Below are 21,039 nucleotides of genomic sequence, written 5' to 3'. Positions count from 1 at the left end.
TCAGCGTCGTGCTGGCTGCACCGGTGGCGTCAAACGCCAGGCTCAGGTTCTGGCCTGTCACATCGCAGGCGCTGTTGGTGTTGCCGCTGTTGAGCTTGACCGACCCCAACTGCACCGGGGCCGTACCGCTGCTCGGGTTGACATAGCTGCAGGTGGCCTTGACGGTGCGGGTCACGTTGGCAAAGGCCGGCACGCACACCTGGGCGTTGTCCGAGCTGCGCACCGCCTTGATGCTCAGCGTCTGGCTCGCGCCGGCGTAGTGGCTGGGCACGCTCATCAACAAGCCTGCGCTGCTCACGCTCATGCTGCAGGCGTTGCTGGCGTTGGCGGCCACACCTAAGCCACAGAACACGGGCTTGGCATTGGCAGGCGTCAGTGACAAGCCCGTCGCACCGACTGTGGCCGTGCTCACGCTCAACACCTGGGCACTGACCGTGGTGCTGGATTGCCCCGCTGCAATGGTGAAAGGCGCCCCACCGCTGGGCAGGCTGGTCACGCCGCTGCCCGTCAGCGTCAAGGTGCCCGTCAGGCCGCCGGTGTAGAGGCTGCTGCAGCTCGCATCGCCACAGGCTTTGACCGTGTAGGTGGTGGGCGCACAAGTCACGCCCGAGTTGGCGTCCGCAGTGATCTCGATGTGGTCGAGCATCTTGCGCGAGACCGAGAAGTAGCCCAAACCGCCCATGCCGTTGAGCACCGTGCTGTCAAAGGTGGCATAGCGGCCTGGAACGCCCGTGGTCACGCCCACACCGGTGCCGGGGCAGGTACCGGCCGTCATGGTGTAGAGCGAATTGCCAGCGCTGAAATCTGCGGCGGTGGCCCCGGTCAGCTTCAGGTCCGTCAAGTCGCCCGTTAAGAATGCGGCTGGGATCAGCGCATCAGGGATGCACACCGTCAGCTGCGTGGGGACCGTGCCCGTCATCTGCAAGCGCCAGACCCGGGCGCTGCGCGAGCGGCCCGCGATAAAGCCCGCGGTGATGGCCACCGTGTCGCTCACCACGCCGTTGTTGTCGCCCCAGATCGTGTACGACCTGTCCGTCGCAAAGGCCGATCCGGTCTGCGCACTGATCACGCTGGCGGTGCTGGGCACGGTCGCGTTGGTGGTGACGGTGATCTGATCGCCGCTGTTCACGCTGCGGGAGATGCGTTGGTCCAGCTTGGTGACATCGTCGCGCGCCACGCCAGCCACATTGTGGTGATAGCCCGTGTTCGCAGCCCACACGGTGGCGCCAGCACTGTTCAGGTAGCTCGTCGCCGTGGCTGCGTTGCCCCCCAGGGTAACGCCGTACTTCACGCCCAGGTAGCTCTCCAGTTGGGCGGCCTGGGTGTTGCTCATGGTGTTGCCCAAGAAAAGCATGCCTTCGGCCAACACGCCTCGGAATGTGCTGTCCACTCCACCGTATCCGACACGGAAGTTGGCGTTGATGCCGGTAAAGGCCGCAGGTGCGCCTGAGGTGGCCTTGGCCAGCCCATCGCGACGAATGCCCAGCCGAGATCCGCTAGGGGATGCTGTCGCAGTGTCCGCATTGAACAGCCAAATGGACGCTTTGTTGGCAACATCGGTATCCAGGTAGAAAGTACGGTTGCCATTTCCGCTCGCACCGGCATCCCAGAACACACGATCATCTAACCACGCCCAATGAATGGACAAGCGGCCATCCGCACCTACCGGGCTGGCTGCGTCCTCATAGAGAACCCTGTCACCTTGGCGCTGGCTGCTCGGGTAGCCCACCAGTGCGTAGTGCGCTTGGTTCCACGTGGAGGCCCCCAAAAAGCTCGGCGCAGAGAAGAACTGCGCAGCGGCATCAGAGGCCGTAGCGCTAGTGAACTCCACCACCGGATTGAAGTTGATGTTCTGCGCGTTGTTGTTGCGGTACTTGGGGCGGGTGGTGCTGCCGGTCAGGTTCTTGGCATAGTTGGCGGCATTGCTCCAGGTCACCACATCCGCGTTGTCGGCCAGGCCAATCGTGCCGGCGCGGCCCCACCAGACATGGCCGCTGAGGCCACCCGGAGAAGAGTTCTCCCTCGCCGCCCACAAAATCGCCGTGCCGCCGGGCATGGTGTTGACATCGCCGTAGCTGGCGTAGTCGGTGGCACTGACCTGTATGCCAACACTGGCGGTGGATACGCAACAGGCCATGGACTGGTAGCGGTACTCCACATTGCCGCTTTCGAACAAGGCCACCTGAAAGGTGTACCGATAGGCGGAGTTGCCGTACTGAGAGACGTTGTTGTATGAAATGACGAAGCGCCTGTTGGGCGCAGTGCCCAAGGTGTCATAGGTGATGGACGATCCGCCATAACCCGGATGCAAATCGTCCCAATACACGATCAAGGCCGGATAGGGCGCATTTGAGGTCGGTGGCACTGCGTTGCTCAATGAGCCTGACGCGGTCGTGAAGTTCACAAACCCATTGCTGCTGAAGTACAGCGAACTGTAGGTCTGCCCCCCAATGGGGAAGTTGAATCCCATGCTGATGAGGCCCGAAGACACGTCGTCACCCACCACACCGGAGTTGATGGACACCGTGTCCCAGGTGTAGGGGGTGCTCAAGCGGGTATAGGTCTGCGCTTGTACCAAGCCTGCCAGCAGCGCAAGCAGTAAGGCCAGCAGCCATCGCCCCCGCACGACCACGGCCCCAAATAGCTTGGTCAAGTGCACAGCTCGCAGCAGGGAAGGCAGTTCATTGATGAGCACAGTCATGGTGGTGTTCAGGGTCCCAACGCGGCGGCCATGGCTATACCTGTCGCAGCATCGCCTGCGCGATTCTTGGCGGATCTTCTTTTTCGCGATCGTGTGAATTGCGTCCGACCAACCGCTCTGATCTGAGGCTCCAAGGCACCACCGCAGTCTTCGCCGCCTGCGCGGCCACGGCACGCAGGACTTGAAGAGCCGCCACGATGGCGCACTTATCCAACGATCAGCCGATGCCTCCGTGGGTAAGACTCGGGAGATGGCTGATTCAAACTGGCAGATTTGGCAACGCCTGCGCGCTCCTGCATGGGCACGTGGGCTGTTGGCCGCCAGCGCGGTGGGCGTCTTGGCTTGGGCTGTGGCGCAAAGCCAAGTCACGAGCGCCATTGGCAGCTTTCTCGAGTACGGCGGCCAAGTGATTGGCCCGTCGGGCACGCCCACGCTGGGCAGCACCAATGATGTCAACGGCTCAGACATCGTGCGCTGGACCAGCTACTTCAACTCCCGCATTGAAAGCCCGTTTGAGGCGGTAGGCACAGTCACCCTGCCCGCCAACCACACCTGGGCTGCAGGCTCGGCCTTACGACCGGCCAACACCACCTTGGAATGGAAAGTCGGCCCCACCTGGACAGCCACCGAGCCTGCCAATGGCACGGTGGTCAGCGAGGTGCGCTGGGTCATGAGCTCCAAATTCAAGGGGGCCACCAGCACCGTCAGCAAGGCGGTGAACTTCAGCGGCACGGGCGACGGCTTTCGCATCATTCCGTATGGCGATGGCTTGTATGTGGTCAATCACCACAGCAGCGGCACGGTGCTGAAGTGCCGCAGCGCCGTGGACGGCCAAACCTGCCCCAACTGGCCCGCCAACGGCTTCGCCTTTGCGGCCAATGCCGGCACGGCCTTGAACAGCAACGGCCCGTTCAGAACCCCCAATGTGCCACTCGAAGCGATGAACCAAAGCACGGGTGAATTGTTTGTGGGCGTGGACAGCCCGAACGGCCCGACCATCGTCTGCACCGACTTGAACAAACGCGCATCGTGCGGCTCCTGGGTGGTCGACCCCGGTGGCGGCACCTGGAACGCGATCACGGGCATGAGCGCCATCGGCAAGTTCTACTATGTGCTGACGCTGCGCGGCAACTTGGTGTGCTTTGACATCGACACCCGGCAGAGCTGCGGCAGCACCAACTACCCCAGCTCCTACGACACAGGCTACGGCGGACCGACCTCGGTGGCCTACAGCGACCGGCTGTTTTTCTCGAACAACACGGGCAAGATTTTTTGCCATGACCCGGCGCGGGCAGGCCCCTGCGTGGGTTGGTCCACCAACGGTGTCGGCGTGGGCGGAGGCCGGCTGGGCCTCTATCCCTTCATGAATGCCAATGGCACGCCGCGCGGAGCCTGCAATGCGGGTGGTGACTGCGTCACCCTGGATGGCCAGCGCGTCACCGCCCCGCAGTCCTACACCAGCTTCATTGCCAGCTATGGTTTGTTCTCGTCGGTGTTTGGGCAGGCCAGCTATCAGTTTCACAACATGGCCGGCATCGTGGGCTCCAAGGTTTATGGTGCCAACAGCACCACGGCCGCCTGCTATGACTTCGCGACCCAGACCATGTGCGGCACCTGGGCCTCCCCCGGTGGGCGGGTGCTCTACCCTTACACCACCCGCATGGACCCGATCCGGCCGAGCTGCCTGATGATCTTGGGCGACTCGGCTCAAGCCATGATCTTTGACCCGGCCACGGGCGGCGAGTGCAAGAACGGCATCCCAGCCACCCTGCCCGACTTCGTCTTCAATCCCGTCAGCGACTACTTTCAGTGCGACCCCAGCCGCGCCAATATCCGCGCCTGGGGCAAGCTGCGCCTGAGCCCCAGCCTGCCTTGGGGCGGCCCGCGCGGCCTGGACCGCGTCACTGCCACGCTCAAAGACGCGAACGGCGCCTTGCTGCCTGCGCTCTACAAGCCGGTGCGCAACTTCCCTAGCAACGGCTATCAGTTGGACCTCTCGGATGTGCCCTACAGCAAATATCCGGCGCTGCGCATTGCCCTGGAGCTGCACAGCCCCTCGCTGCTGCCCTCCGAGGCCATTTTTGGCATTGACCTGACCTACGACGGTGACCCCATCCAAGTCTGTGTGGGCACCAAGGCTCCGGCCGCACCGGACTGCCAAACAGGCTCGTCAGTCACCGTCAACACCCGCGCCATCGACTACTCGGCCGGCGTCTTCCAAGAAAGCCTGACCGCCTCCACGGTGATGTCCCCTGGCGGCCTCTCCATCGGCTACTCGGCCGTGGCCACGCCCACCTCGCCGCGGGCGGTGCTCAGTTCCCTGGGTCCGCGAGACCCCAAGACCTATGTGCTGCAGGGCCGCTGGGCGCTGCAGCAGTTCAGCGGAGACCTTTGGGCCTTTGGCCTGGCACCCAATGGCCGCCTGGACAACAGCAGCCACCTCTCGGCCCAGGCCACGACTTTGGCGCCGGGCGCTCGCCCCATGTTCACCGCGGCGGGCGGCCAGGCGGGCCTGCAAGCGGTCAAGCCGCTGCAGTGGTCCCAGCTCAATGCAGCGCAGCAGGAATGGCTGAACCTGAATCAATACGGCGTGGCCGATGGCCGGGGCGGTGCGCGTTTGGACTATCTGCGTGGCGTGGACGGCAGCTTTCGGGCGCGTGGCGGCAAGAGCCTCGGGCCGGTCATCAACTCCAGCCCCGCGATGCTGTTGCCTTCGGCCACCATGAGCCTGAATGAGCGCAATTACCCCGGCTACACCGCTTATCGGGCAGGGACCACACGGCCCCACCCCATCGCCCTGTTTGGCGGCAACGACGGCGCCCTGCACGCCTACGAGGTGCGGACTGGCAGCTTGCGCGAAGCCTGGTCTTTTGTGCCCGAGGTGATGCTGCGCAAGGCCGCCAATTTCTCCGACCCCAACATCATGGGCATTCGCACCAACCCCTACTTTGTGGACAACATCCCCATGGTGGGCCATGTCAATACCGGCAGCAGCGCCGACGGCTGGCGCGCAGTGGCGGTGGTGACCTATGGCCGAGGTGCGCGTGCCATCACCGCGCTGGATGTGACCCGCCCCGATTTGTCCCACGGCAGTGGCGTCTTGTTTGAATACACCAATGCCTCGGACCCTGAACTCAAAGACCTGGGCTACATCATCAGCCAGCCGGTGAGCAACAACGCCATGGTCTCGCAGCAAATCGTGCAGTTGGCTGAGGGCTCAGGCCGGCGCCCTGCCGTGCTGGTGGGCAATGGCATCAACAGCAATGACGGCCAAGGCGGCGCCGACGCGAGCGGCACGGGCAAGGCGGTCTTGTATGCCTTCTACCTGGACCAAGGTGGCAACCGCCGCTGGCAGCGCTGGGCCGTGGACGAGCTGTGGGCCGGTGCGGCCAGCGAGCCGGGCTTGAGCGTCAGCAATGGCCTGAGCACACCGACCCCCGTGGATGTGGACGACGATGGCCGCATCGACCTGGTCTACGCCGGGGATCTGCAAGGCAATCTGTGGCGCTTTGACATCCGCAATCCCGCCACGGCGGGCGTCACCCGCTTGTTCAAGACCGAGGCCCAACAGCCCATCACCCAAGCGCCTTTTGTCGCCGTGAATCCACTGGCCAGCGGCTGTGGCAACCACAGCGGAAGCAGCACGCCCGCCTCCAAGCGCTGCTGGCAAGTGGTCTTCTCCACCGGTGCCCCGATCTCACCGCTGCAAGGCTCTTCCAATGTGAGCACACAGTCCCTCTACGGCGTGCTGGACAAAGGCACGGGCGCCAGCGTGGCGCGGGCCAGCCTGACGCCAATCCCCTTCGAGTCCAATCAAGTCATCCAAGGGGTCGAGTACCGCGCCCTCAAACCCACCACCGTGGCCTACCAGAGCGGTGCGATGGGCTGGGTGATCGACCTGCAAGCCTATGAGCACGGTGTGGGCGCACCCCGCCAACAGCCCACGGGCTTGGTGATGTTCTCGTCGGTGCGGCCCACCACGCCTGACCGCGCCATCAATGTGTGCATCGGTGCGCGCTCCTGGCTCAACGAGGTGGACCCGCTGCAGGGCTACAGCGCGCAACTGAGCTTTGACACCAACGGCGACGGCCAGATCGACGGCCAGGACCGCTTCAACCCCACCAGCGCGAAGCCACTCACCCCATCGGGCATGTCGGTCAGTGGGGCGCAGTTTGGGCCACCGGCGGTGCTGCTGGCCGCGTCCAACCAAGCGCAGCAGATGTCCCTGCTGCTGCCCAGCCTGGGGCAGGACACCGCCCAGGCCAATTCCTGGTCGGGAGGCACCACTTTGGGCAGCAGCAGCACGGCGGTGGGCTCGAACAGCGCCGCCCTGACGCACGCGAACAAGAGCAAGCTGGGCCGAATGTCCTGGCGAGAGGTGTACTGAGCAGCGGCGATGGATGCCCTGACGAGGCGCTGTCGCGCCCGCCAGCAGGCCAGCGCAGGCTCAGCCAGCCCAAGCGCGGGCTGACCGCACTCGCCCCAGCCCAGAGCGGCACAGACTGCGGACCCGACCTGATCGAAGCGGGCCGGCATCATCGGTCTGCCGGCCTCAAGCATGGCGGTGTGGGCAGCGCCTCGTGCACTGCGACCAGGGCCTGCCCGCCAGGACGCAGGCCCCAGCCTGGCAGCCACAGGCCCAACCGTGAAAGGCTGTGCCCTTTGGCCTAAGGGTCAGTACACCTCACGCCAGGTCATGCGCCCGACCTGCTTTTTGTCACTGCGCTTGAGGGACTTGCTGTTGTTGACGGGGCCGCCGCTGGAGCCGCCCCAAGTGCCCGCTTCACCCACGGTTTGGCCGAGGCCCGGCGTGATCAGTGACAAGGTGTCGGAGGCATTGGCACCATCCAGCAAGATGGTGGGCGCCCCAAACTGATTGCCCGCCATGGACATGGCGCCAGCGGCCACCTTTTTGCCGTTCACATCGATCAAGTCGTTGGCATCGATCTTGTTGTCGCCATTCACGTCATAAGAGCTGGCCGAGGGCGCACCTGTTTGGGGGTTGAGGTCAAACAACCAGGCGCTGGCCGGCGAGCAGGACCCTGCGCTGGTGGACGCCGTGATGGGCTTGTTGACGGGGAACAGGACTTGGCCCGAAGGCTGCAGCCGTGGCCCGCCGGTCAGGTGTTCATTGGCCCCCAAGGCGACCAACCAGCCGCGCTTGCCGTCGGCGTAGTCCACATTGGCAGCCTGCACCGCCCGGTAGTCAATGCCGTTGACGGTGACCTTGGTGACGCTGTGCGCCACCAAGGCGCTGGGGTTGACCACGGTGTTGTCGCCCTTGTCCAAGACGCTGTAGAGATACTGCTGGGCTTTGTTGGCCGCCGCATCGCCCATGATGGGGTTGAAGTAGCTGCCGGTGCCAAAGGCCACTTGCCAGCAGCGCTGACGGCGCTCGGAGAGGCAAGCGCCTGCGGCGGTGTTGCGCACCACCAGGGGTGCGGCCTGGATGGGCCGGGTGACATCCGTTTGGAACAGCCGGTGCACGCTCACCGAGGCCATATTGCTGAGGTCAAAGCGCCACAAGTTGCCACGCAAGTCGCCCGCATAGGCGATGTCGACGGTGCCATCCCCATTGCTGTCGGCCGGACGGGGCGTGGAGAGGCCGTTGCTCATCTTCAGCTCGGGCTCAGCTGGCACGGCGTCATCCACCGCGACACGGGTCCAACGGTTGGGCTTGAGCGTGTCGAGATAGAAGGCAAACAGCACGGCGCGGCCGGTGCCGCCCACGCTGCCGACTTGGCTGTCCACCCCGTTGCCCACCAGCACGGCCCAGCGCAAAGTGCCACCGTCGTTGAGCCGAACGATCTGCGGCGAGCCCAAGGCATCCGGCGCCACCGGGGCGCTTTGGATGTAGCCGAGGTCTTCAAGGCCAGGGGTTTGGTGGGTGTACTCAAAGAGCACGCCGCGGCCCGCACTGATGTCGCCATCACCGTGCAAGTCCAAGGCGGTGATCGCGCGTGCGCCGCGGCCATAGGTGACCACGGCCAGGGAGGTCCAGCCCGTGCCAGCCTGGCCGGACAAATCAGCGTGACCGACCATGGGCACGTTGTCGACGAAGTAAGGGTTGAGCTGGGCCTCACGCGCGGTGGCGTCTGAATAGAACGCCGCCCGCCCCAGCATCACTTCAGGCACAAAAGACCAGGCCTCTCGCAGCTGCGAGCCCTGCAAGCTGAAGGCATGCAAGGCGCCATCATTGCCGCCCCACAAGGCCATGGGGGGGCGGTTGGCCATGGCCTTGGCCCCGGCGACGCGATAGGCCGTATAGCCCGGGAATTGGCGCTCAGACAAGCCCGCTGTGGGCTGGGCATACATCAGCACCGGGCCGGAGTTGATGACCGGCCCCAGCAGCGAGCTGCGGGCACGGAAGCTGCCATCCAAGCCGCGCAGGTAGTTGACACGGTCCGTTCCACGGTTGTCGCGCGTGCCACTCATAGTGGTGCTCAGGGCCGCTTGATGCTCGGCCGGTGCGGCGTTGAAGTTCAGGCTGTAGAGCGACATGGCCCCCAGCACACCGGTGCCGTTGGGCTTGGCCGAGTAGACCGCGCGGCTCAGATAGCTGGAGGGGCTGAGCGTCTGGGCAGCAGAGCGGTGCGTGCTGGTGTCCACGTTGCCACTGGCGTTCAAGTCAAACACCCACAGGTCGCCAGTGAAGCTGCTCATGTCATAGCGGCCTTGCGCAATCTGCGTGCGCAGCTCACCCGTTCGCGGGTTGTCGGTCAGGCGGGCGCGCAGCGTGGTGGCCATGCTCACCGCGCCATAGCCGCTCAGTGGCACGCCGGGTGAAAACACCTTGTCGGCCTTGAGGGTGCGGTCAAACACACCGTCGATGTTTTCAAAGCGGGCCAGCGTGACAGTCTCGGAGGCGGTTTGCTCGCAGGTGGCGGGCGAGGGTGACTTGGCTTGGAAGCACAGCTGGATCGGATCACCCTTCCAGGTGACATCCATCCCGAAGTCTTGTGCCGTACCCAAGCCGCCCACACCCGTCATTTGCACGATGACCTTGAGCCGTGGGTACTGTTGATACGGCACATCGGCAATGCTCAGGCTGTAGCTGCCCGCGGCGAACTGCCGGACCGGGTTGAGCAGGGGCGGCAGAGGAACGCCGTTGGCGTCTTGCAGAGTGACCTTCACCGAGGCCAGACCGCCCCCCGTGCCCCACGGCAAAGAGTGCGAGAGGCGCACTTGATCCCAGCCTGTCACGCGGGACTTGGTCGCGTCGCAGCGGTAATAGTCGGCCGGAGTGACATCCATCAGCTTGGGCTGGTCCGCGCCTGTGCCATCGGTGCAAGGCCCGTTGGTGGTAGCGTCGAATAGCAAGCCGCGTGAGTTGTCACCCAGGTGGAGAATGCAGTTGGGTCGTGTCGGGTCCACATACGTGGTGTAGCCCAAGGTGATGGTGGACGGCGAGTAGGTCGGGCAAGCGCGGTCTGTTTTGAAGTCAAAGCAGGAAACCCCACCCGTGCTCCAGTTAGATGCGCTGGTATAGATGCGGGTACCCACATAGGCCCCCGACCAGGTGGCTCTGACGTAGCCATCAGGCCCCCAGTTGGGGTTGTCGCGCGACACAAAGGCGTTGGCATTGATGAAGCTGCGGAAATTAGCGCTGGCGGTGAAGGAGTTGCCCGCAAGGTCGCGGCAGTAGTTGCCACGGGAATCGCACACGCCCTTCGGCCGCCCCAGGCCATTGGCATCGACACTCAGGTAGGGATAGACGCCCGTGGCACTGGCGAAGCCATTGTCGGGCCAGCCGGCGCAGGTGTTGTTAGTGACGGCGTCAAAGCAGCGTGTCCGCACCGGAGTGGCGAAAAAGAATTTGTCCTCAAATTGCGTGGCAGCCACGTGCACCATGCCTCGGTTCGGGCTCCAACTGTCCAGTGGCAGGGTCTTGCTACCGCAACTGGTCTTGGTTTTGACGTTGAAGCACACCAACTGCCCACTGGAGAGCCAACTGTAGTAGCGGCCACTCTGCGCAAAGTAAGCCAGATTGGCCACGTTTTCCTCGGGGTTTGGCGTGCCAAAGCCCAAGTGAAACTCTCCACACGAGGTGGGCGTTCCCGACGTGCTGACGTTGGTACACAGCACTTTGACTTCGTTGGTGCCGTATTTGTGAATGGCCACAAACAACTCACCCGTGGCCAGGTTCATGGCCTCGAGGGGCGCGTGAGAGGTGCGGTAGGTGCTGTTGGTGGTGAGCACCGCACCATTGGACGCGGAGAAGGACAAGCCTGCCCCGTTGGACGGAAAGCCGGGGCACAGTCCGCCCGTCTTGGCCATACGGCAATTCAAGTAGCCCGAGGTGCTGTGGTGATTGACCACAAACAGCCGATCTTTGTACGGAATGATGCGAAAGCCGTCGCCGGTGCCCGTGAAGTCCACCGTGCTGTCGACCACGCCAAAGTTCACCACCATCAGTGGCGTTTGCTTCCAGCGCACCTGACCCACCAGGGTGCCGGTGGAGGGCTCGGTGGCAGTCCAGGCGTTGCTGACCTTCCACTCCATGCTGACCTTGGGCGGCACCACCACGCTGCCCTTGACCCAACTGAAGTTGGGCGGCAAGGTCACGGTGCCAATGGCTTCATAGGGCCGGTCGATCTTGGATTGGAGGTAGGTCGTCCATTGGATCTGGTCGCCTGCGGTGATGCCATAGGTGCTGTAGAGCGTGGGCGAGGTGGCCGGCGCCACGACTTGGCCCCCCAAGTCCAGGCTGCTGCCGTCAACGCTTTGCGCCCAAGCCGAGGCGCCGATGCCGCTGGCACTCAGCGCGGCCGCCACAAAAAGGCCAAAAGCGCCAGAGCTGGCGCGTTGCAGTCGGTGGAGCAGTGTGGTCAGCGACATGGTCTATACACCTCTTGAAGATCGACGACCGTGGCCGCCGTGGCGCCATAGCCGCGCGCCGAAATGCGAAACAGGGGAACGGCGGCGCCCGGCGCACCGGTGAGATCGGCATCCAGCACGTCAACGTGATATTTGGGCTGGCGCGCCACTTCAGAGAGGGCCGACGCGGACGTCTTCTCACCCAGCTCGACCGCGCAGGCGCCATCGCTGCAAGCACCGCGCGCCTGGGACCAGTCGATGGCCGCAGGCGCCACCGGGGGCGACTTGCCCAGGATGCGAATGCCCGGACGATCTTGCTGCGGCATCAAGGAGGTGCACGCGGGGGTCAGGCTGTCGCAGTGGCTGCCCAAGGCGGGGCGCTCGGTGGCCAAGGTGGGGGTCAGCACACCGCTCTGCCAGACCTGGCAGGTCACCTCAGCTTCCGCATCGCGCAGTGCGGCTTCGGCCGCTTGGCGGGCAATGGCCATGTCGCGCTCATTGCGAGCACTCTTGAACTGGCTCATCACCCCGGAGGTCTGCGCCAGGGCCAGCAGACCCAAGAGCAGCGACAACACCACCACCGTCCACAGCGCTGCACCGCGCTGCCTCGCTCGGGTGGGGTAGGGCCGCAAGCGGGCCACAGGAACCATGAGGTGATGGGTCATCGCAAGCTCGTCGCACTGCGCGAGGCCGCGCGAAGGTTGATGATGGCGCGGTGGGCGCGGCGCAGACGACCGTCGCGGCTCTCCACAGGGCGACCTGCGCAGTCCACGTTGAACACATTGGTGCTTGCGGCCGCCGCCGAGCCGGGCTCCGCCACAGCCAATGCGCAGACCTGCACGGCGACCACGTTGGGCCACCCGTTGACCAAGGCATTCACCTCATCCGCCGTGAGGTAGTTCTTGAGCATCTCGCCATTGCTCATGTCTGCCTGAGCCACACCGTAAAGCACTTGAAACTGCTCAATATCGGCGGCAATTTGCACCGGCTGCGCGGGGTTGCCGTTGCCCACACACATGAGGCGCCGGTTGCTCACGTCGAGGTAATAGCGGTTCACCACCGCGTCACCGCTGGGGCTGGCAGACGGGCTGTCGCTGGCGCGTGTGCCACGACCGCCGCAGTCGGTTTGAAAGCCCCGGTTCACGTTCAGCGCCGAGATCAAACTGGGGGCCAACCAACCGTTGGGGCTGGTCAACACTTGGTAGGCCACCGTGACTGAGGCTGCCAAGTTGCTGCCCCCGGCTGCACAGCTGTAGTTGAGCAGCTGACTGGCGCTGGTGTAGGCCTGGTTGCAACCATGAAGGGCAAACAAGCCAGGATAGGTGCTGGCCACTGACAGGGACAGGGCACTGCCATCTCCCGTGCTCGGGGCCGGCTGGTCGTCCATCTGCTGCAGCAAGCCCCATTGGCCCTCCTGGCCCATGAGATCCAGGTGCCCCGCACTGCGCAACTGCTGCGAGAGGTATCCGACCACGCTCTGTCCGCCGTCATTGACCACGGCAGCCCCGCGCATGCTGCGAGCCATCTGCGAAGAGGCCAAGAAGGTGCCCACCGCTGCGCCGGCCACCAACAGCCCGAGCAGCAGCGCGACCATCAACTCAATCAAGGTCATGCCCCGAGCTGGGCGATGTGGCGCAGAGCGGCTCACAGCTGGATCTCCATGGCATAGCAACGCACGTTGTCAGGCGCAGCCAAGCTAGCGCCAGGGAGGGCACTGCATTTCTGGTTGACGCTTTCGATGACCCCCGTCTGGGAGGTCTGTACGACGGGTTCCATCCAGGCGACCGCAATGATGTGCGTGGACCGTGTCGGCGTGGGCGGGAAAATGAACCCTGTGCCACCAGGTAAGCCATAGCGAATTTGGTTGAGCCAGGTGGTGACGTCGTAGTAGGCCGTTTGCTGCGGACCTGTGCAGTCACCCAGGGTGGTGGGCGTCGCGCCGGGTACGGTGTAGAGGCCGCCACAGTTGCCCATCATGGTCACGCTATTGGCAGCCTGTTGGTAGCTGAAGCTGGCGTGAAGGTTGTAGGACGCTTTGGCGCCCGGGCTGACCCGCATGCGTTCCGCCATGTCGCTGGCCAGCACTGCTGCGCGGCTGAGGAACACCGCAGAGCGTCCTTCACGTGCCGTCTTGGCCAGCAGCATGGCCGTCCCCAAGAAGCTGACGGACAACACCATCATGGCAGCCAGGACTTCGAACAAGGCAAAGCCACGAGCGCGATGCGCGGAGGCGAGACGACGAAGAGAAACCATGGTGCAACGCGACAGGAAACCCATTGACTTCAATGTAGCGAGCCGAATGGCTTGCGGCCGCTGGAAAAACAAGTGCAAAGGGGCGCGTCTCTCGACACACCCCCTTGGCTTGGGCCCGATGCGACCCTGGCCGGCTCCCAGCGATCAGCCGGCCCTCACCGGGCCGTGGTCACTGACCGTCACCCGGCTTTAGTTACCAGCGCGAATGCCAGTGAAGTTGGCTGTCGCGGCACTTGCGGCTTGCGAGGTCGCCACGCAGGTGACTGTGCCGCCCAGGGTGCTGCCCAAGGAGGTGGTGGTGAGGTGGTACTTGGCCGAATCCAAGCCGCCTTGCAGCAGGTTCTTGACGTCGTCGCAAGAGTCGACCTTGACGCACTTGTCAGCGGTCACCACATGGTTGGTCAGCGAGCAACCGCTGTAGTTCAGGTTCATGGCAGCCGCAGCGGCACCGGCGATGCCCTGCACGGCGGCAGCCTCGGCTTCGGAGCGCATGTCGATGAACTTGGGCAAGGCTGTGGCAGCCAAGATGCCCAGAATGACGATCACAACGATCAGCTCAATCAGCGTAAAGCCTTGTTGGAGGCGGGTTTTCATAGGAGGACTCCTTTCTAGGGGTAGGTCAGTGACAGGACTCAGGGACAAGGGACACGGCAGGCCATTGACCAGGGGCCTTGGCTTGCACATAGATCAGCTCACAGGAAGCTTCTTCGACCGGACGAACCCGAACTGAAAGCGCAGGCACGCCGTTTGCCAGAAATTCACGCACTTGGAAGTGCGCGGCGGCTGGCTCGCCCGCCGACAGGCCGACGAGTCGACCAATGCCATTGACTGAGGCCGTCGGATAGCGGTGCTCGCCCTGCACCACCATGCGGCCCACCGTAAGCTCCGCGCAGTCGCGGCGCAGCGCCGCATCGCCTTGGGCTTGGCACTGCAGAAAGAACAGGTCCGCCGCCGCGCGCATCTGGCTGGCCATGCGCACCAGCATGACCTGGCGTGCGGCTTTCTGTGCGTCTCTGAAGCGTGGCAGCGCCAGGGACAAGAGCACTGATGTGATGATCAACACAACGGCCAACTCCAACAATCCGAATCCTTGGCCCCACCGCCTTAGCGGCTTGTTGTGGGCCTTCTCCATGCTTTTCGGCACAAAGCACTCACTTCTTGAATGCCGTACGACCCAAATCCCACACGGGCAAGAACACACCCATGGCCAGGATCAGCACCAAGATGCCCATGAAGACGATCATGATGGGTTCGATCTGCGCGCCCAGGGTCTTGAGCTCGTACTCGACTTCATTGGTGTAGAGGTCCGCGACCTCCTCCATCAGCTCGTCTATGGCGCCGGTTTCCTCGCCCACAGCGATCATTTGCAACACCACGGGCGTGAAAATGCCGGATAAGGCTGCGGAGCGCAGAATGGTTTCGCCCCGCTCCACGCTCTCGCGGATGCCTTCCACCTTGTGCGAGATGTAGCTGTTCTCCACCGTGGCGGCCACGACGCCCAGAGCTTGTGCCACCGGCACGCCGCTTTTGAGCGCCAGCGCAAAGCTGCGTGCGAAGCGCGACAACATGGCTTTCCGCACAATCTTTCCGGCCACCGGGATGTTGAGCTTGGTGCGATCCCAGATGAATTTGCCGGCTTTGGTGGCGACCCAGCGCTGAAAGAGAAACACCATGGCCGCGATGGCGCCCAAGATGATCCACCAATAATTGACCGTGAACTCCGAGGTGGCCAGCAGCAGCTTGGTCATCCAAGGCAGCTCGGCATTGAAGCCCTTGAAGACGGTGGCGAAGGCCGGGATCACAAAGGCATTGATCACCCCCACCGCCACAAACATCGCGATCATCACGAAGCTCGGGTAGCGCAACGCGGCCTTGACCTGCTGGCGCATGAACTGCTCAAACTCGATGTGTTTGAACAGGCGGATGAAGATGTCATCCAAGCGGCCGGTCATCTCGCCCACCCGCACCATGGACACATAAAAGGTGTCAAAGACTTTGGGGTGCGACATCAGCGAGGTGGACAGGTCCAGCCCCGACTCCAGGCTGCGGCGCACTTCGGTCAAGGTGTTCTTCATGGCCACATTGGTGGCCGACTCCGTCAGGCCCGCCAACGCCCGCAAGATGGGCACGCCCGAGCGCATCAAAATATTGAGCTGCCGCGAGAACAGCAGCAAGTCCACCGTCTCGACCTTGGGCGGGAAATAGCGCGAGAGGTCGATCTCACGCGAGAGCCCCTCGGCATTGCTGGGCGAGTCGCTCTCCCGGATGTCCAGCGGCGTGACCCCCCGCGCGGCCAGCAAGTCGGCCACCGCTGAGGCGTTGGGGGCATCCAGGGTGCCGTTGACGATGCCGTCGGCCGTGCGGCCGCTGTAGACGAATTCAGCCATCAGGATTCATCCAACTGGTTGGAGATGCGCATGGCTTCTTCGATGGTGCTGCGACCTTCGATGGCCAGACGCACCGCATCGCGGCGTAAGGTGTTGCCGGCCATTTGGCGCTTGGCGGCTTTGGTGAAGGCGCTGGGTTCACCATGATTGATGGCTTCGACCAACTCCTGCGTCATCTCGACAAACTCATACACCCCGGTGCGGCCGCTGTAGCCCGTGTGGTTGCAAGAGCCGCAACCGCGCCCCTTGTAGAAGGGCGTGCTTTCGGTGGCATCGCCCAGCTCGGCGCGGGTCCAGGCCACTTCTTTGGGCAGCAAGGTGTAGGGCTCTTTGCAGCTCGGGCAGATCACGCGCACCAGGCGCTGTGCCAAGACCAGCTGCAGCGACAAGGCCACCATATAGGCGGGCACCCCCATGTCCAACAAGCGGATGGGCGTTGAGAGCGCATCGTTGGTGTGCAGGGTTGAGAGCACCAGGTGGCCCGTCATGGCCGCACGCATGCCAATCTCGGCGGTCTTCTGGTCGCGCATCTCACCGATCAGCACGATGTCCGGGTCTTGCCGCAGGGCGGCGCGCAGCACGCGGTCAAAGCTGAGGTCGATCTTTTCTTGCACCTGCACTTGGTTCAGGCCCGGCAAGCGGTACTCGACCGGGTCTTCAGCCGTCAGGATCTTGCGGTCTGTGGTGTTGAGCTGGTTCAGCGCTGCGTACAGCGTGGTGGTTTTGCCAGAGCCCGTGGGGCCAGTCACCAGCACCATGCCACTGGGCTTGGCAATGGCACGCTCCAAAGCCTCCAGCATGGCCGGGGGCAGATTGAGCTTTTGCAGCTCCAAGAGGCCCGCGTTTTGGTTCAGCAGTCGCATCACCACCGACTCGCCATACTGCGCCGGCAGCGTGGAGATACGAACGTCGACCGCACCGTGGCTGAGCTTCACATGGAAGCGGCCGTCTTGCGGCAGGCGCTTTTCAGAAATGTCCAAGCCCGACATCAGCTTGAGGCGCAGCGCCACCGCATTGGCAATCTTGGGGTCGGCTTCAGTCTGGACATGCAGCACGCCGTCAATGCGGAAGCGGATGCGCAGGCTGCGCTCTTGGGGCTCAATGTGGATGTCCGAGGCGCGCACACGCAGCGCTTCTTCAAACACCGACGAGAGCAGCTTGACGACCGGCGCGTCTTCCGTGGAGACATTGCCCAGGCCCAGCATGTCGCCCAAGCGGCCTTCGGTGACGCTCAGCTCACTCGTCAGCTCCTTGGCCAAACCAGCGATTTGGTCGGTGCGCTGGTAGCTGCGGTCGATGGCAGCCAGCAGCTTGGTCTCGGTGACCACCACCACTTCAATATCGCGCTTGAGCAGTCGGCCCAGCTCGTCATAGGCGTTGATGTCGGTCGGGTCCGCCATCATCACCTTGTAGCTGACCCCGGTGTCTTCCAGGACGGCGGAGCGCAGACGGCGCGCCTGCACCTCCGGCAGCAGCTTGACCAGCTCGGGCCGCAGCGTGCGGGCGCCCACATCCATGAAGGGCATGCGCAGCTGCTTGGCCAGCGCCTTGGACACCTGTTCTTCGGTGACCAAGCCGTTGTCCACAATCATGCGGCCGAGCTTGCGGCCGGTGCGGCGCTGTTCTTCCAGGGCCTGGGTCAGCTGCTCTGACGTCAGCAGGCCTTCTTGGATCAATAAGTCACCAAGGCGGACACGTTCCGGGCGAGCCATGAGCGAATTCCTGCAAGTTTTTTTATGGTGTGGAGAGCGATGGGGTCAGGCGCCTCAGGGGCGTTGGGCTGAGCCCTGCTGTTCTGACTTGAGGGGCACCACGGGCAGCCCCACAGAGCGAGCCCGGCTGTCGGCGTCCGACTCCGGCCATTGCTCGTTGCGGATCACCGTGGGCTTCATCAAGATGACCAGCTCGCGCTTGCGATCGACCTTGGCCTTTTGACCAAACAGATTGCCCAGCAGCGGCACATTGCCCAAGACCGGCAGGGCCGACTTGTCGAACTTTTGGTTGTGCGTCATCAGGCCGCCGATGGCCACAATCTGGCCGTCGCGCACCCGGACGATGCTGTCGGTTTCATTCACCGCGCTGGTGGCCAGCGGCAGCTTGTATTGGCCCAGCGAGCCCAGGTCCACGTTCTTTTGGCGCTCACTCACCACGCTGATGCTGGGATGCACATGCAAGATGACATTGCCTTGGTCATCGATCTGCGGTGTCACGTCCAGCGCAATGCCCGAGAAGAAGGGCTGCAGCGTGACGGTCGGCGAGCTGGTGGAGCTGGTCGCCGTCGACGAGGTGTTGCTGGACACTCCGGTGATGTAGAGCTCATCGGTGCCGACCTTGAGCACAGCCTTTTGATTGTTGAGCGTCGCAATGCGGGGGCTGGAGAGCACTTGCACATCGCCCTGGGTTTCCAGGAAGTTGAGCATGGCGGCAAAGTTGGTGGCCTGGAAGGCCAGGCCATAGATGCCGCCGCCGGCGGTGCTGGGCTTGAAGCTGCCGCCCGGGGTGGCGGTGTTGCTGCCGTCGCTCAGGTCGCCGCTGTTGCCGAGCACAGCGCCGGGGGCGGCGGTGCCAAAGCTGATCTTGCCGCTGCCCAGAGACCCGAAAGCCGCCCAATTAACGCCCTGTTGAGAGTCGTTGGCCAGCGCCACGTCGACGATCTTGGCTTCGATCATCACCTGCCGCTCGATGTTGATTTGCACCGCGTTGAGGTAGGACTCGACCTGGCGCAGCTCGCCCGGCGTGGCCTTGACCACCACCACGCCAGCGGCAGGGTTGAGCACGACTTGGCGCCCGTTGGTGCTGCCGACCAGTGCGGTCAAGGAGGCCTGAACCTCGCGCCAGAAGTCGGCATCCGAGGTGGTGCGCACATGGGCGGAGTCCTCAGCGCGAGAGCCCACGCCACCCGCACCGTTGTTGCCGCCACCAGCCGCGCTGTTGCCCGCGCCTTGGGCCTGGCCACCCGCACCGCCACCGGCTTGGGTGATGGAGCTGGACGAGACCCGGATGTCTGAGGCACCTTGGCGGCGGCCTGGCAGGTAGTTGATGCGGTAGAGCCGTGTCTGCACCGCGTTGGAGAACACGGTGATGCGATTGCCTTGGACTTTGTAGTCATAGCCGTAGAGGTCGCGCAGCGACATCAGCGCTTCCATCACGGTGGTGTCGCGCAAGGAGAGCGACACGGTGCCCGTCACGTCCGGGGAGACCAGCATGTTGTAGCGGGTGTTCGACACCAGCTGCGCAAACACCGCGGCGGCCGGGGCGTTGTTCATGGTGATGTCAAAGCGGGGGGTGGCCTCCAGCGCAGGGTCTGAAGCCACAGGCGCAGCGGCCAGTTGCAGCGGAGCAGGCAGGCCGGAGTTGGCGGGCTGGGCCGCAAAAGCCACGGAAGCAGCCATTGAGGCGGCCAGCACGAACGGGCGGAAAGTCTGGGTGTTCATGGTGTCTCCAGGGCGTATGCGACCTGCGTCACAGAAGAGTTGTCAGCGGGAACCGGAGGCGTATTGCGCCAATTCGGCATGGCCATGGGGTAGGAATGGGTCACTGGCGCTGCGGCCACCGCAGTGGCTGTGCTGCGCCCTTGGGCCCAACGCGCGGCGCCCCAGGCGCGCGGCAATGTTTTGGCACTGGCCTGAGCAAAGCTGCGCGGGGTGCTGGGCTTGGCCTCCAGCGCGGCAATGTGCACCGGCCGCATCGCCGCACTGGCCCACTGGCTGGTGTGCGCGCCGGGCAGCTCATTCACGCCTTGAGGCTGCCAGGCCTTGGCTGGTGCGGACTGACGCCACACCACGCTGGCGGGCATGGGCCGCGGGCCAGCGACAGCGGCATAGCGCACGACGGGAGCCTTGGCGGGCTGCGCTCTGGGCGCTTGCAGGCGGGCCAGAACCAGGCTGGTCGATGGCAGAGACAGCGCTTGACGCTGGGAGCCTGCAGGCGCTGCGCCCCAGACCGCGGCCCAGGCGCCATAGCGCTGAGGATCAAGGGGGCGCTGCCAATGCGAGGCCGCGAGACTGGCCACCGCAACAGGGCTGGTTTGGACGCCCATTTGAATGACGCGACGCATATCGTCCAAGTCCATGCGCAGCGACTTTTGCGGGGCAGAGGCGGTCCAGGTGTGGCCCGCCTTTGCGCTGCGCTTGACTGCTGGGGCCATGCGCACGGGCGCGGCCATCGGGGCGGGCTCAAAGGCCACGGTCATGGGCGCAGCCGACGTCCAGGTGCCGGCGTCGGCCAAGGCTTGCTTGACCGCCGGGCGGGTGGGCGCTGCGGGCACAGGCGCGCTGGGAGGCACTTGCTCAAGGGGCTGAGCCGGTCGGGGCAGCGGCAAGGGCTGGCTTTGCGGCGCAGGCAACGGGAACACCAAGGGGCTGGGGGCTGCGCCCTGCGGACGGGGCAGCCCGTCCGGCGGCAAGGCGGCAGCGTCGGCCACGGGCCTGCGAGTCGGCTTGCGCACATCACCCAAGGGGCCCATCTTCAGGCTGGCGGCGGACTGGCGACTGTCCAGCACTTCGACGCCTGCCAAAGTCCAGCGTTCGCGGCCGGCCGGGCCACGCACCATCAGACCGTGGGCGTCGATGTGGGTGACTTCATAGCTGCCCAGCTTTCCGCCCACTTTCAGCAACTGGCCGTCCACGATGGCTGTGGCTTCGCCTTGGCGAGGCACTTGCAAGGACTGCAGCGAAGGCGGCGCGGCTGGCGCCGACGCCGCATCAGCGGCAGCCGCAGCAGCCGCGAGGGCCTCCGCAGGCTTGGGAGGGGCCGCCTCTTCGCGGCCACCGCCCACGAGCGGACGAGTCGGGTCCAGCAGAGCGGCACCCGCGGTGCGCGGATCGGCCAAGAAGAGCAAGGCCAAGACCAGAACGGCAGGGGATGATGGTTGTCGCATGC

The 21,039-nt window shown here is 64.3% G+C and carries 12 protein-coding genes; 1 reads left to right on the top strand and 11 read right to left on the bottom strand.

The window, feature by feature from the left end:
* A partial coding sequence (locus tag KAK11_RS10420; RefSeq protein WP_375140679.1) for an NIDO-like domain-containing protein occupies nt 1-2,701 on the bottom strand: 2,701 nt, incomplete at its 3' end.
* A 250-nt stretch (nt 2,702-2,951) separates the two neighbouring features.
* On the opposite strand from KAK11_RS10420, the gene KAK11_RS10415 reads away from it, so the two are divergent.
* Nucleotides 2,952-7,088 carry a pilus assembly protein gene (locus tag KAK11_RS10415; protein ID WP_210808940.1) on the top strand — a complete coding sequence of 1,379 codons (4,137 nt, stop codon included), beginning with the start codon at nt 2,952-2,954 and terminating at the stop codon, nt 7,086-7,088.
* A 287-nt stretch (nt 7,089-7,375) separates the two neighbouring features.
* Here the strand turns inward: KAK11_RS10415 and KAK11_RS10410 are convergent, their stop codons facing one another.
* From KAK11_RS10410 to KAK11_RS10365, 10 genes are all read right to left on the bottom strand, one after another.
* Complete coding sequence (locus KAK11_RS10410) at nt 7,376-11,539, bottom strand: pilus assembly protein (RefSeq protein ID WP_210808938.1); 4,164 nt, start codon at nt 11,537-11,539, stop codon at nt 7,376-7,378.
* On the bottom strand, nt 11,530-12,183 hold the full coding sequence (locus KAK11_RS10405) for a pilus assembly protein (RefSeq protein ID WP_210808937.1): 654 nt from the start codon (nt 12,181-12,183) through the stop codon (nt 11,530-11,532). The genes KAK11_RS10410 and KAK11_RS10405 overlap by 10 nt, the downstream gene beginning before the upstream one ends.
* On the bottom strand, nt 12,180-13,166 hold the full coding sequence (locus KAK11_RS10400; RefSeq protein WP_310737781.1) for a PilW family protein: 987 nt from the start codon (nt 13,164-13,166) through the stop codon (nt 12,180-12,182). Before KAK11_RS10400 ends, KAK11_RS10405 begins: the two co-directional genes overlap by 4 nt.
* Nucleotides 13,163-13,771 carry a type IV pilus modification protein PilV gene (gene pilV, locus KAK11_RS10395; protein WP_210808936.1) on the bottom strand — a complete coding sequence of 203 codons (609 nt, stop codon included), beginning with the start codon at nt 13,769-13,771 and terminating at the stop codon, nt 13,163-13,165. Before pilV ends, KAK11_RS10400 begins: the two co-directional genes overlap by 4 nt.
* 189 nt (nt 13,772-13,960) lie before the next feature.
* Nucleotides 13,961-14,365: a type II secretion system protein gene (locus KAK11_RS22190; protein WP_210808934.1), complete on the bottom strand. Its 405-nt coding sequence runs from the start codon at nt 14,363-14,365 to the stop codon at nt 13,961-13,963.
* 25 nt (nt 14,366-14,390) lie between these two features.
* Nucleotides 14,391-14,831 (bottom strand): hypothetical protein, encoded by a 441-nt coding sequence (locus KAK11_RS10385; RefSeq protein WP_210808933.1) that lies wholly within the window; start codon nt 14,829-14,831, stop codon nt 14,391-14,393.
* 91 nt (nt 14,832-14,922) lie between these two features.
* The gene (locus tag KAK11_RS10380) at nt 14,923-16,158 is read right to left on the bottom strand and encodes a type II secretion system F family protein (protein WP_210808932.1); all 1,236 of its coding nucleotides are present in this window, start codon (nt 16,156-16,158) and stop codon (nt 14,923-14,925) included.
* The gene (locus KAK11_RS10375) at nt 16,158-17,870 is read right to left on the bottom strand and encodes a GspE/PulE family protein (protein ID WP_210808930.1); all 1,713 of its coding nucleotides are present in this window, start codon (nt 17,868-17,870) and stop codon (nt 16,158-16,160) included. Before KAK11_RS10375 ends, KAK11_RS10380 begins: the two co-directional genes overlap by 1 nt.
* A gap of 54 nt (nt 17,871-17,924) precedes the next feature.
* Nucleotides 17,925-19,592, bottom strand: a complete 1,668-nt coding sequence (mshL, locus tag KAK11_RS10370; RefSeq protein WP_246498722.1) for a pilus (MSHA type) biogenesis protein MshL — start codon at nt 19,590-19,592, stop codon at nt 17,925-17,927.
* Nucleotides 19,589-21,037, bottom strand: coding sequence for a hypothetical protein (locus KAK11_RS10365; RefSeq protein ID WP_210808929.1), 1,449 nt, complete (start codon nt 21,035-21,037; stop codon nt 19,589-19,591). The genes mshL and KAK11_RS10365 overlap by 4 nt, the downstream gene beginning before the upstream one ends.
* Nucleotides 21,038-21,039: the final 2 nt, after the last annotated feature.

The sequence above is a fragment of the Ideonella paludis genome (assembly GCF_018069865.1).
In the GTDB taxonomy this organism is placed as follows: domain Bacteria; phylum Pseudomonadota; class Gammaproteobacteria; order Burkholderiales; family Burkholderiaceae_C; genus Ideonella; species Ideonella paludis.
Note: the sequence above shows the minus strand (reverse complement) of the source record. Positions and strands in the feature narration are given on the sequence as shown.